Below are 13,030 nucleotides of genomic sequence, written 5' to 3' on the forward strand. Positions count from 1 at the left end.
CACCGTCTCCTAAGTGGGTTTCGAAGCGCGATCGAACTGGGCACCGGCTTGCTTCCCGACCTCTTGGCCGATCTTGATGCCCGCTGTGACAGCGCCCCCGGCGCCGCCTCCGGGGGCCTTCCCGCCGCTGCCTCCGGCGGACGGAGCAGCACCCGACGGCGCCGGAGGCGTGGCTCCGCCGCTCTCGGCGGCGCCGATGTTCGACGCCGACGGCTGGGCGCCCTCCTTCGCGCCTCCGGATTTGGGTTGCCCCTTCGGGTCGGGCTTGGGTGTTGGTGGCCCGCCATCCCCGCCACCGGCACCACTTCCGCCGCCAGGCGGCGGGGGTTTGGAGCCGGAGTCCATGTGGGCGGCGTGGTCTTGGGCGGCGCCGCCCTTGTTGAACGCGCGAGAGTGGGCGATCGAGGAACCGGCCCCCGCCAGCGCGGAGGCCGCACCGCCGCCACTGGAAAGGGCCCCGGTGGTCCAGTTGAAGAACTTCATCAGCGCCGGGAGCGCCACGACGCTCGCGGCGATCATCGCCAGACCGATCATGCGAGTCCAGAAATCGTTGCCGCGGTGGCCGGCCATGTAGAACGCCGTTGCGTACACGGTGGCGGCCATGGGCTTGTAGCAGCACAAACTGAGCAGCCAGGTGAGGACCTTGTTCTTCCACTGCGACGTGGGTCCGGCGATGGTGCCGGCCGCGGCCAGCGGCAACAGCCCGGCCAGGATCACGATCGCGCCCTCGCGGAACAACAGCAGCACGATCTGCGCGATCGAGCCCAGCAGCGCGATCAGCAGCATGATCAGGTACAGCGCGATGGGCATCCCGAAGGTCAGGATCGACGCACCGACCAAGCCGAGGATCTCGCTGGTGGCCGTGCCCCAGTTGACGGTGTTGATCTCCTTCATGCCGATGTCCAGCACGAACTGCGAGTACTCGTCACCGGCCTTGAGGACCAGGCTCGTCCCGGTCAGCGACACCGCTGAGAACAGCGCGGTGTTCCACACCCCCCTCACGATCTGGATCAGCGGTTGCGGCTTTCGGGAGAGGACCATCTGGAGGGCATTCCACAAGATGCCGCCGGTGAGGATCAGCGCGATGATCGGCAGCGTCCACGACGTGATAATCGACAGCGGGTAGCCGCGCTCTGCGGTGCCGGGGGCGACCATGTTGGTGGTGGTGTCGACCGCAGGAATCTCGGTCCAGAACGTGGCTGAAGCCGTCAGCAGCCAGTTGATGCCCTCGGCGATCTTGACCACCAGCCATTCCAGGCCCGTCTCGCTGGCTTCGGCCACCAGGTCCTTGGTCTGGCAGGACAGGTCGTAGACGTCGCAGTCCTCGCTCACGGCGTGCTCCCTTTCAGCAGGTCCTGGTAACCGGAGATGTCGGCGAGCGCGGTCGCCTGTGACGTCCAGGACCCGCCCGGCGGGGCGTGCAGCCGCCAGTCCTCGTTTGCCCAGGTCAGGTGCAGCGCTACGACCTTGAACTGAACCGAGCCCTCGGGCCCGGCGCCCTCCACGACCAGCCACACCTGTGCGCTGTCGCCGTCGACGGCGACCCGGAACGCTCTCGGTGCGGCACTCAGTCGCCCGACCGGCGCGCCGCCTCCGCCACCGAGGGAGGAGGCGAGTTGCTGGTAGGCGCCTAGCAGGCGGGTGCGCAGGGCCTCGATGTCACCGGGTTCACCGGTGACCTGACCGGAGATGGTGGTCTCCAGGACCGTCGAACCGATGTGCGGGTCCAAGCGCAGCGCGATGTGTGCCGCCGCCAGGACTGCCCCCGCCTTGTCGTGGCTGAAGCCCTCGGCGTGCAGCCCGTCGGTCCGCGTCGGGCCATGCGTGGCCGACACCGGCAGGGACACACCGATCAGCGCCGTCCACGTCAGGGGGCCGATGTCGACGTTGGGTGAGGGTCCTCCCGGGGAGGCGACCAAGCTGCCGGGAGGACCCTCTGCCGCTGGCGGAGGCTGATTTCCGCCAGCGGAGTCAGGAGAAGTAGAAGAGCCGGCCAGGCCGCCGCGTCCGAAGGCCACCATGCATCCGACGACGACCGCGGCGACGGTGATGAGGGCGACGATCTTCGACCGCGAGCGTGATGCCGGTCGGACCGGCTCGCTCCGAAGCGTGTGGGATTCGGGCACGGCGATCGCCTAGTCCGGGAGCGCGACGCCGACGACGAACGTCGCGATCGCTCCGACGGTGAGGCCGCCGATGACCCACGGGATGCCCACCGCGCCGTCAACGGCGGTGCTTGAGCGGTTCCGGCGGCCGAGGATCATCATCCCGCCGCAGATCATCAGACCGAGAACGCCGGCGAGCATCAGCGTCCACTTCGCCCAGCCCAGCAACTTGCCCGACAGCTCCTGCAATCCAGGGATGGGGATGGGCGTGATCTCGGGGATCTCTTCGAGGAAGCCCGCCTGGAGCCACGAAGAGGCCCAGGCGCCAAGGGTATTGATCATGTGACCGTCTCCTGTGTCGCGACGGCCCCAGCTGGGCCGCTCGACAACGACACTCGCCGCGAGGGGGTGTCAAACCCGTGGTCAAAGGCGTAGCGCCCCGTAGCGCCCCGACTGGGCGCTACGGGGCGCTACGGGGCGCACCACGCCCATGACCCGCCCGTGCAGGTGTGCTCGATTCCGTCAGTAATCACGGGATCGGAGGCGGGGAATGAACTCCAGTGGCAAGGCGGGCAAGGCCGGCACGATGTCGCGTTCTGCCCTTCTGTGGGTCGTCTTCGGCGCCATAGCGCTGATCGCTTGTTGCTGCGGTGGCGCGTTCCTCGGGGGGACCACCTTGATGGCCTCCTGCGGCAGCGTCGGGGGCGTCGATCCCGACAGTCCTCTCCCAGCGATTGAATCCCTCAACCCCGAACAGGTCCGCCACGCCGCGATCATCATCCGTGTCGGGCAGGACAAGAAGTTCGCCCAGCGCGGCTGGATCATCGCCGTGGCTACCGCGATGCAGGAGTCGACCCTCCACAACTACGGCCACCTCGGCGACGCCAACGACCACGACTCGCTCGGCCTGTTCCAGCAGCGCCCCAGTCAGGGCTGGGGAAGCTCCGAGGAGATCCTCGACCCGTACTACGCCGCCGGGAAGTTCTACGACAAGCTGGCGCGCATCAGCGGCTGGGAGCAGATGCCGCTGACCCGCGCTGCCCAAGCAGTCCAGATCTCGGCGTATCCCGAGGCTTACGCCAAATGGGAGCCGCTGGCCACCACGGTGGTTTCCACCCTGTCAGGGAGCGGCAGACAGGGCGCCCCCGGCAACGCCTTCGGTACCTGCCCCGGTGCTGGCCCTAGTGGCTGGGTGGTGCCGGTGAACGCGCCCATCACCAGTGCCTACCGCAGCAGTGAGCGCCCCACCCACGACGGAGTCGACCTGGGCGCCGCTCGCGGTGCCGCCATCCACGCCGCCGCCGCCGGCACCGTCACTCTCGCCACCTGCAACGCCCACACACAAGGCGGCGGCTACTACTCCTGCGACGTCGACGGGTCCGTCTCGATCCTCGGCTGCGGCTGGTACGTCGAGATCACCCACGCCGAAAGGATCATCACCCGCTACTGCCACATGGGCACCAAACCCGCCGTGATCGTCGGCCAGAAGGTCAACGCTGGCGACGTCCTCGGTCAGGTCGGCAGCTCCGGCAACTCCTCCGGCCCGCACTTGCACTTCGAGGTCCACCTCAACAACGACGGCTCCTCGGGCGGGGCGACCTCGCCCGTGGAATTCATGGCCGCCCGCGGCGCCCCACTGCCAACTCCTTGATCAAGAAGCCGGTGTCGGCAACCCACCTTCAGGAGGTTCCATGTTCACGCGTTCGCACCCCGCCGCCGAACTGCACATCCGAATCATCTACCTCGCCACCGCCAGCGCCACCCCCGCGATGACAGGCGTGGCGATCTGGGAACACCTGGCCGAACGATCGGTAGCGGCTGTCGTGCTAGCCCTACTCGCCGCGGGCGCCGCCAGCCTCGGCGCCGCCTGGAGCTATTCCCGCCGACAACACCCCACCTATCGAGGCCGGCATCGCCCGAACGCTTCCCGCGTCAAGACCCACCTCACCACCGGCACGATCACCACCGCCCGGAGCCGGTCATGACCGATCCTTTCGCCACCCCGCTCAGGCTCGCCACCACCAGTGACTTCATCGCGGCTGTTCCATACCTCCTCCGCTTCCACCCCAGCGAAGGGGATCTCGCGATCATCGGACTCAACGACAACAGGCAGGTCACCGTCAGCGCGCGGCTTCCGATACTTGACGAGCGTGCCGCCGCCGGTGCCGTTTCCCTTCCATGGGCGATGACCAAGCGCGGATGCACTGCACTGGCACTGGTTGGCTACGGCCCCGCCGACAAGGTCACACCCATCCTTGACGCCATCGAAACCGCCTGCCAGCAGCAGGGTATGAGCGTCATACGATCCGCACGTGTCACCGACGGCCGGTACTGGGACCGCGGTTCCGATCACGTTCCACCAGACGGGCTTCCCGTCCCCGATGCCGCCTCACCCACAGCCGCGGCCCTCATCGCCGCAGGTATCGCGGCACTACCCGATCGTGCAGCAGTCACTGCTCAGCTCACACCGGCGCCCCCCAGCGAGCTGACGCCAGTGACCGCTGCCCTGCCCCAGGCCAGCAACAATCCGTCGCGGGTGAAAGGTGAACGCGCCGTCGTCGCCATTCATAGCCATCTCGAGGCGGGAACCTTTCCCGATGCCGCTCAGGTCGCCCAGATCCTGACCGGCCTGCGCGAACCCGACATCAACATGCACGGGCTCGCCCGCACTGACACCGATCCCCAGGGTGCGCTGCCCTTGTGGCTCTACATAACCCGCCACGCTCCCGACGGACACCGCGCGGACGCCGCCCTGCAGGCGGCCTACGCCGCGTTCCGCTGCGGCGACAGTGTCCTGGCCGGTGGCGCCATCGCCATCGCCCGTGCCGCTGCTCCCCACTCCGAGCTCATCAGCCTGATCGCCAGGGTCATCGCGCTCAAGCGCGACCCAAATGAACTCCCCCTGGCCGAGATTCCCGCCAACCACCCCCTCCATCCTGCCGCGCTCGTGGCACGCGGTCGCCCAGACGGGCCACGGCTGGAACCCGCCGAGCCCGCAAGCGCAACATCACCCCCCGAACCCGCGCCCGGCCCCAGGCACCACCGCGCCCACTAACCCGCCCTCCGCCGCGAAGCCAACCCCGTAAGGCAGCACCCGCAAGGAGCATCCCGTGACCGAGCCCATTCCCCTGCGCACCGGCCTCGAAATCGTCGCCGCCGTACCGTTCCTGCTCAGGTTCCACCCAGCCGACGGTGACTTGGTCGCCATCGGCATCATCGACGGGCACTTCCAGTCGGCCAACCAGGTCTCCGCCGCCGGGATCCACATCGACGAGGTGGCCGAAAGGCTCGCCAAGGACGGTTGCACCAGCGCGCACGTCATCGGGTACGGACCATCACAGCAGGTCGACGACGCGCTCAACGTCGCCGCGATTGCCTTCCGCTACCACGACATCGACCTGCAGCGAGTCATCCAGGTCACAGATGGGTCGTACTGGAGCCGCCACGACCCCCACGACCCCGACAACGGGCAGCGCATCACCACCTACTCGCCAGTCGCCGCTGAAATGGTCGCCAGGGGTATGACGGCACTGCCCGACCGCGACGCCATCACCGCGCTTCTCGACTCGGCCCCCGATGACGAACTCCGCAAGGTCTCCATCGCAATCGAGGCGGCACTCAAAACGGGAATGCACGGACCGGCCGCCGTCGCCCTAGTCCGCAACCACACGGACGCCGGCACCTTTCCCGACGTGACCGAGTGCGCCCAGATCCTGAACAGCCTGCGCGACCGCCACGGTGAGGCCCTCGGATTCGGCATCACTGAGAACGATCCCAAACGCGCCCTTCCGGTGTGGCTGTTCGTCCTTCGTCACGCCCCCGACACACACGTCGGCGAGCCTGCCAGCCAGGTCGCATACGCGGCATTCCGGTCCGGTCACGGAGCCCTCGCCCGCGACGCCATCGGCCTTGCCCGCGTCGCCCGACCCGATTCCCGTCTCTACGACCTAATCGCGATGGCGATCAACACCACCAACCCCAAGAAGTTCCCGCCGATGGGCAGCCTGCTCACGGCACTCACCGATCCGGCCACGTTCACCGCAAACACCCGCCCGGTCAACGACGGAACCCCCACACCGCCATCCGTCAACGGCGCCACGCCCGAGGATCCCGAACCCACCCATGGACACCGCCATGGCCGATAGAAGAAGCCCCAAGGCGGCATCCAGCAAGCCCCGCCGGAACGCCGTCGCCCTCGATGGCCTCGACGCCCTGTTCACCACCCCGGAGGAACCCCGTGAAGAAGTACAGCAAGCTCGCCAGGAACCACGTCGAACTCAACCATCCCGAGGAGTTCCAGCAGATCAGGGACTCGGAGGCGTACTTCCTGAGGATCGGAGAGGACATGGCCCACCAGATCGAGAAACGCACCAGCCAGCTCCTCAAGACCACCGACCTGCCACAACAGACGTTCATCGAACGGCTGGAGGCCGAGACGACGCTGAGGTTCCAGGCCGAACAGGAGATCCTGCGCGCCTATCTCACCTGAGTCCTCTCCAGCGATTTCGGCCAGCAGGTCAAGACGACCTCGCCCCTTCCACTCCAGAAGCGCGCCTGCACGCCAACCTCGCCGCTTTGGAGACCCTCACCCACCTGCGCGAGCGAACCCACGCCGCCACCCCGAACGAGCAGGCCGTTCTCGCTCGCTGGTCCGGTTGGGGATCGCTCCCGAAAGCCCTCGACGCCGGGGGGACCGACCCGGTCTACGCCGCAGCCCACCAGCGCCTGATCAGCCTGCTATCCACCGACGAGCTGGCGGCCGCGTCCGCCAGCGTCCTGTGGGCGCACTTCACCCACGTCGACTACACCCGCGAAATCTGGGACGCCTTGACACGCTTGGGCTTTCGCGGCGGCAACGTCCTCGAGCCCGGCTGCGGGTCGGGAAACTTCCTGGCCACCGCTCCTGAGAACACCCACCTCGTCGGCGTCGAACTCGACCCCATCACCGCAGAGATCGCCGGCCACCTTCACCCCCACGCCCGCATCCTCAACGAAGGCTTCGAGCACACCCGCATCCCCAGTGACAGCCTCGACGGTGTCGTCGGCAACGTCCCCTACGCCGACCTCACCCTCCACGACCCCCGCCACAACTACAACCGGTACCCCATCCACAACCACTTCATCGTCAAAGGCCTGGACCTGCTGCGCCCCGGCGCACTCATGGCCGTCCTAACCTCCCGCTACACCCTCGATGCCGAAGCACCCTTCGCCCGCCGTGACATGTCGGCCATGGCCGACCTCGTCGCCGCCGTACGCCTCCCCAACGGTGCCCACCAGCGCGCCGCCGGCACCAACGTCGTCAGCGACCTGCTCATCTTCCAGCGCCGCGACGAACCACCCTTCACCGATCCCGACTGGGTCACCAGCAGCCCCCGCTTCCTTTCGGGGCACCCCATGCACATCAACGACTACTTCGCTGCGCACCCTGACCACGTCCTCGGCGAACTGCGCCTGGGCAGCAACCGCCACCGCAGTGACCTGACCGTCGCCGCCGACGGCGACACCACCACCCGCCTGCGCGAAGCCCTGGCCAGCATCACCAGCACCGTCACCGAGGTTCCCGACCCCGTCACCGTCCCACTGCACGTCCAGCCCGCCGCAACGATCCCAGTCCACCCCGACGGGTACCTCACCGCCCACCCCGACGGGACCTTCACCGCGACGCGCGACGGCGTCGACGAGCTCCACGCCGTTTCGGCCGGCCAGGCCGATGAACTGCGTGCCATGCTCCGGCTGCGCGACGCGGTCCGCGCCGTCGTGACCGCCGACCGCGACGGCGACGGCGAGACGGCCGTGACCGCACGCACCGACTTGACCGCGGCCTACCAGTCCTACCGCGACACCTACGGGCCCATCACCCGCGACGACGCCGGAACCGCCCGCGCACCCCAGGGCGGATTCCGCAGCGACCCCTACGCCGGGATGGTCCTGGCCCTGGAACGCCGCGACGAGAACGACCAGATCGTCCCCACCGACATCTTCACCGTCCCCCAGTGCCGATCCGAGGTCACCGTCACCACGGCCGCCGACGCGCTAGCGGTCTGCCGCGACCGCACCGGCGGCATCGACCTGCAGGTCATCTCCGACCTACTGGGCATCGACCGGATCCAGACGCGCCAGCAGCTCGGCGACCTCGTCTTCGACGACCCCGCCGAGCACGGGCGCCTGGTCACCGCCGATGAGTACCTGTCCGGACGCGTCGCCGACAAGCTCGCCGTCGCCCGCGACGCCGCCGCGGCCGACCCGCGCTTCGACAGCAACGTCGCCGCCCTCGAGGCGGTCCTCCCCGCACGCCTGGCTCCCGGCGAGATCAGCCTCGAACTCGGCCTTGCGTGGATTCCCGAAGGACTCGTCCAAGAGTTCGCCCGCGAGCTGCTGAAACTCAACGAGCTCACTGTCGCCCACCTCGTCGACTCGAACTGGACGGTGTCACACCGCCGCGACAGCTCGGTCGCCTCAACGGTCACCTGGGGAACACCGGAGATGCCGGCGGCCGCACTGCTGCAGAAGATCCTGCGCGGCACCGCCATCGAGATCCGCCAGACCATCGCCACCGGAACCGACAGCCGCACCATCTTGGACGCCGACGCCACCGCCGCCGCCCTGGAGAAAGCCGAAGCGATCAAAGCCCGCTGGCGTGAGTGGATCTGGGAACACCCCGGCCGCGCCCGAGGCCTCGCCGACGACTACTACCAGCGCGCCGGGCAGACCGTTCCCCGCGCCTACAACGGCGACCACCTCACATTCCCCGGCCTGCGAGAGGGGTTCGTGCCCCACGCCCACCAGCGGGACGCCATCGCCCGCATCATCGCCGAACCCGGCGTCGTCCTCGCCCACCACGTCGGCGCCGGCAAAACCGCCGAAATGATCATCGGGATGGCCGAGCTCAAACGGCTCGGCCTGGTGAGCAAGCCCGTCATGGTCGTTCCCAAAGGCCTCCTCGGCGCCACCGAGACCGCCTGGCGCTACCTCTACCCCGATGCGCGTCTAGCCGTGCCCACCAACGCCGAGACCACCGGTGAAGGACGACGCGCCTTCAGCGCCAGCCTGGCCGCACGCGACGTCGACTGCGTGATCCTCACCGAGAAGATGTTCGAGTCGATGGCGCTGTCACCGCAGGCGCTGCGCGACCACATCGACCGCGAGCTGGAGTACTACGACGACCTGGCCGCCCAGCGCGGCAAAGGCTCCGGGGCGTTCAAGGACATCCAGAAGGAGAAGGAACGCGCCCGCCAGCGCCTCCTGAGGGTCCACGGTGTCGGCGCAGATACCGCACGCGACAAGCGAACCGCCGGGACCATCTACCTCGACGAGACCGGCATCGACTACATCGTCCGCGACGAGGGCCACCGCGACAAGAACATCCCCATCGCCACCCGCCACACCTCCATCGTCGCCTCCAGACCCTCCAACCGTGCCGCCGACATGCTCGCCAAACGCGACTACATGCGCCACCGCTACGGCCGCACCGGCATCGTCGCCTCCGGCACCCCGGTCCTGAACACCATCTCCGAGGTGTATGTGTGGCTGCGTTCACTGGCCCCACACCTGCTGCGCGACATCGGCGTCCACAACTTCGACGACTTCTGCTCCTTGTTCGTCACCACCCGCACCGCCGTGGAGATCGCCCCCACCGGAGGGCTGCGCATCAAGACCCGCGAGCGGGCCTACACCAACGTCGGGGAACTGCTGCGCCTGTGGCACTCCGTCGCCGACGTGCGCTCCGAGGAAGAACTCGGACTCAAGGGCCCCCTGTTGGCTGAACGTGCCGACGGTGAACGCCGCCCTGCGCAGGTCGCCGTCGAGGCCACCCCCGAGCACCTCGACTACGCCCAGTCCCTCCACGACCGCCTTGACGCCATAGCCGCCCGGGAGGTCGACAAGACCGAAGACAACCAGCTGACGATCCTGTCCAACTCCATCGCCGCCGCCCTCGACCTGCACCTGGTCGGCGTCGAGACCACCGGCACCACCAAGGTCGAAGTTGCCGCCGACAACATCGCACGAATCCACCATGCCACCGCCGCCAACGTCTACCTCGACGATGACGGTCAACCTCACCCCGTTCCCGGGGCGCTCCAGTTCGCCTTCGCGGACCTCGGCGTCTACAGCACCGAGAAGGTCAACAACGACGAGTGGGACGCCTACAGCGAACTCAAGCGCCTCCTCATCGACCGCGGCGTGCCCGCCGACAAGATCGCCTTCATCCATGAAGCGCCCGGCACAGACGAACGCGAGGCGATGCTGGACGCCGCCCGCACCGGCGCCATCAACGTCCTCATCGGCTCCACAGCCACCCTCGGCGAAGGCGTCAACGTCCAAGACCGCGCCATCGCCATGCACCTACTGGACCCCAAACTGCGGCCCGGCGACACCACCCAACGCATCGGGCGCATCAACCGCCCCGGCAACCAGAACCCCGAGATCCAGATCTACCAGTACGGCACCACCCCCTCAGGAGACGCCTACGTAGCCCAGCTCGCCGAGAACAAGGCCGGATTCATCAAGGTCCTGTTCCTGAAGGACTACAGCCTCCGCGAGGTCACCGCCCCCCACGACGACGAACTCAACGCCGCCGAGTTCAAAGCCGCCACCTCCGGCAGCCCACTCCTGGTGACAGCCACACGCCTCGCCGAGCGCGTCGCCAACCTCGAACGCCTCCAGCGCTCCCACGATCGCACCCGCAACATGCTCGCCTGGCGCATCCAAGACAACAACACCAACCTCGACAAGACCACCCAGGCCCTCCAGCTCCTAGACGAGCGCCTACCCATCGCCACGGCCAACACCGGCACATGGGAGCTGCGCCTGGGCAGAGCCGACCACAGCGGGAAAAACAACGTGGACGCTGCGCTGGGGGAACACGTCAACAACTACCGCGACCTGGCCGCCAGAAACAGGCTCGCCTTCCGAAACGGGCCCTCCGAGATCCGCGGCGCCTTCCGCGACCTCGACTTCACCCTCAGCTACCACTACGACCGCCGCCACGACATCGAAACCGTCACCGTCGCCTTCGACGGCATCCCCGAACCCCTCACCCTCACCGACCCCGCCCGCGAAACATCCCTCGCCGACGCGCTCGCGATCCACCTGGACGCACTGCCCACCCAGCAACGCAGGCTCACCGCCAAAATCCAGCAGCTGCGCACCGACACCGAGCAGGCCGTCACCGAGCACGACAAGCCCTTCGCGCACACCGCCGAGCTCGCCGCCGCCCGCGCCGAACTCGCCCGCGTGGAGCAGGAACTCGGCCTCGACGTGATCACCGACGAGGACGCCAAAACTCAAACCTCCACCACCGGCAGGCAGCAGGCGACACCACGCGGCACTGACGCGGCGGCCGCCGTGGCCGCCAGCCGATCGGTCACCTCGACGCCTGTGTGGCAGCAGCGCGCCGCGCACGGGCAGGAAACCCCGGCGGTTTCCCGGATCCCGTCGATGACCACCGAACTCCCCGAGCAAGGGCGCGAGGTGATCGAGGTCGCGGTCTCGGCGCTGGCCACCAGCCGCTACGCACACCGCCTCGCATTGAACTTCACCATCGAGCAGGCCCGCATCCCACTCATCGCGCACTTCTGGGACCTCCTCGACGAACGCCTCCCCGACCCCCAGGAGGTCCCGCCGGCTGTCCAGGCCCTGCGTGATGACGCCGCCGCCCGGCACCGATTCGAGGCCACGCTGGTTCCGCTCGCGTACGCCGTCGCTGGTGTCCCGGCCACCCCGGAGCGGTGGCTCTTCCTGGCCCAAGCCGTCCGCGAGCTCACCCCACCCCGCTACGGCCGCGGTGAGTCTCACCAAGGTGAGGCCGCCGCCGACGCCGTCGTCGTCACCGAAGTCACCAGAGCCCACGCCTCTGAGCACGTGTGGATCCGGCACTTCATCGCCACCGATCCCGGAGAACGCACTGCCAGTGGCCCCGACTACGCCGACCTCTGCAAACGGTGGGAACACCGCCTGCCAGACCTGACTGTCCAGGCCGAATCCGCGTGGGCCAACAGCAACTTTCTGCTGGCGATGTCCCTTCTGGTCCACGGCGAAAAGACCTGGCCGAACGCCAAGCCTTGGGCCACATACATCGCCAACCTCACCCAGCACGCCCACGACCTCGGCGTGCACATCACCCGCGAACACGCCCGTCCCGTCACCAGCACCCTCACCGAACCCGACCCCGAACCCCAGGAGCACCCGATGCCCGCCAGCATCCTCGACCCCGAAGTCCTGCACGACGCCGCCAGCCGCCACGTCAACAACCACCCCGAAGCGACCGCCGCCCTCGTCGTTCACTTGGCCCGCCAGGCCACCAGCGCCGCTGGCCCGGGCATCGACGCCCGCGCCGAACCCGATTTGAGCACCTACATCACCAACAGTCGCCGTGACCACATCGACAACCTCTACGTCCTGGCGGGACTGGCCGTCACCGACGACGAGAAGGCCCTCGCCGCCCACATCGACTCCCTCGACGCCCCCGGCCTGACCGAGCTGGCCGACTTCACCGCCGAGGTCGTCCACCGCGCCAACCACGCCTTCGACGATCGCACCAGTGCCTGGCTCCACATCCACATGGAACTGCACTACCCGCAGGCATTCGCCGAGACCGGAGACCGCATCGACTCCGTCGACACCGTCGCTGAGATCGCCGGCGTCGAAAACGACCGCGCGGCCCTCGTGTGGCTGTACTACCGGGCCCTGTCCGAACCCGACTGGGACGACCCCGCTCGCGAAGTTACCCCTGAGGATGCCAAGACCATGTGGGCCCTATTTCACTACGCCCACGGCTCCACCACGACGTCCCCCACCGAGCTGGCTTCCCAGCGCCACGGCGGCACGGTCACCGCTGAGGCCCCCGGCCCGTCGCCGGCGCTCGACCTCACCGCCGAACCACGCAGCATCCCCGCTCCCCGTCGATAGCCGACAGAGAAAGAGGT

General features: G+C 68.2%; 9 protein-coding genes. 6 read left to right on the forward strand and 3 right to left on the reverse strand.

Features of this window, described 5'->3' with window-relative positions:
* Positions 1-9: 9 nt before the first annotated feature.
* The 3 genes from AB0I28_RS33000 to AB0I28_RS33010 all read right to left on the reverse strand — a co-directional run bounded on the left by AB0I28_RS33000 (position 10) and on the right by AB0I28_RS33010 (position 2,447).
* Positions 10-1,332: a hypothetical protein gene (locus tag AB0I28_RS33000; protein ID WP_357499634.1), complete on the reverse strand. Its 1,323-nt coding sequence runs from the start codon at positions 1,330-1,332 to the stop codon at positions 10-12.
* On the reverse strand, positions 1,329-1,919 hold the full coding sequence (locus AB0I28_RS33005) for a hypothetical protein (RefSeq protein ID WP_357499635.1): 591 nt from the start codon (positions 1,917-1,919) through the stop codon (positions 1,329-1,331). Before AB0I28_RS33005 ends, AB0I28_RS33000 begins: the two co-directional genes overlap by 4 nt.
* A 216-nt stretch (positions 1,920-2,135) precedes the next feature.
* The gene (locus AB0I28_RS33010; RefSeq protein WP_357499636.1) at positions 2,136-2,447 is read right to left on the reverse strand and encodes a hypothetical protein; all 312 of its coding nucleotides are present in this window, start codon (positions 2,445-2,447) and stop codon (positions 2,136-2,138) included.
* A gap of 208 nt (positions 2,448-2,655) precedes the next feature.
* On the opposite strand from AB0I28_RS33010, the gene AB0I28_RS33015 reads away from it, so the two are divergent.
* The 6 genes from AB0I28_RS33015 to AB0I28_RS33040 all read left to right on the forward strand — a co-directional run bounded on the left by AB0I28_RS33015 (position 2,656) and on the right by AB0I28_RS33040 (position 13,013).
* On the forward strand, positions 2,656-3,756 hold the full coding sequence (locus tag AB0I28_RS33015; protein ID WP_357499637.1) for a M23 family metallopeptidase: 1,101 nt from the start codon (positions 2,656-2,658) through the stop codon (positions 3,754-3,756).
* A 40-nt stretch (positions 3,757-3,796) separates the two neighbouring features.
* Entirely contained in the window at positions 3,797-4,090 is a 294-nt protein-coding gene (locus AB0I28_RS33020; protein WP_357499638.1) for a hypothetical protein, read from the forward strand.
* A complete protein-coding gene (locus AB0I28_RS33025; protein ID WP_357499639.1) occupies positions 4,087-5,160 on the forward strand; it encodes a DUF4192 family protein in 1,074 nt (357 codons plus the stop codon). Before AB0I28_RS33020 ends, AB0I28_RS33025 begins: the two co-directional genes overlap by 4 nt.
* A gap of 55 nt (positions 5,161-5,215) precedes the next feature.
* Complete coding sequence (locus AB0I28_RS33030) at positions 5,216-6,250, forward strand: DUF4192 domain-containing protein (RefSeq protein ID WP_357499640.1); 1,035 nt, start codon at positions 5,216-5,218, stop codon at positions 6,248-6,250.
* A gap of 92 nt (positions 6,251-6,342) precedes the next feature.
* Complete coding sequence (locus AB0I28_RS33035) at positions 6,343-6,594, forward strand: hypothetical protein (protein ID WP_357499641.1); 252 nt, start codon at positions 6,343-6,345, stop codon at positions 6,592-6,594.
* Between the two features lie 86 nt (positions 6,595-6,680).
* On the forward strand, positions 6,681-13,013 hold the full coding sequence (locus AB0I28_RS33040; RefSeq protein ID WP_357499642.1) for a helicase-related protein: 6,333 nt from the start codon (positions 6,681-6,683) through the stop codon (positions 13,011-13,013).
* The last annotated feature ends 17 nt before the right edge of the window (positions 13,014-13,030 follow it).

Origin of the sequence: Phytomonospora sp. NPDC050363, from assembly GCF_040655735.1 — a bacterium.
Classification (GTDB): domain Bacteria; phylum Actinomycetota; class Actinomycetes; order Mycobacteriales; family Micromonosporaceae; genus Phytomonospora.

Coding starts and splice junctions, on each gene's coding strand:
- AB0I28_RS33010 (WP_357499636.1), bottom strand. CDS start 2,447: ATGATCAATACCCTTGGCGCCTGGGCCTCTTCGTGGCTCCAGGCGGGC.
- AB0I28_RS33025 (WP_357499639.1), top strand. CDS start 4,087: ATGACCGATCCTTTCGCCACCCCGCTCAGGCTCGCCACCACCAGTGAC.
- AB0I28_RS33020 (WP_357499638.1), top strand. CDS start 3,797: ATGTTCACGCGTTCGCACCCCGCCGCCGAACTGCACATCCGAATCATC.
- AB0I28_RS33015 (WP_357499637.1), top strand. CDS start 2,656: ATGAACTCCAGTGGCAAGGCGGGCAAGGCCGGCACGATGTCGCGTTCT.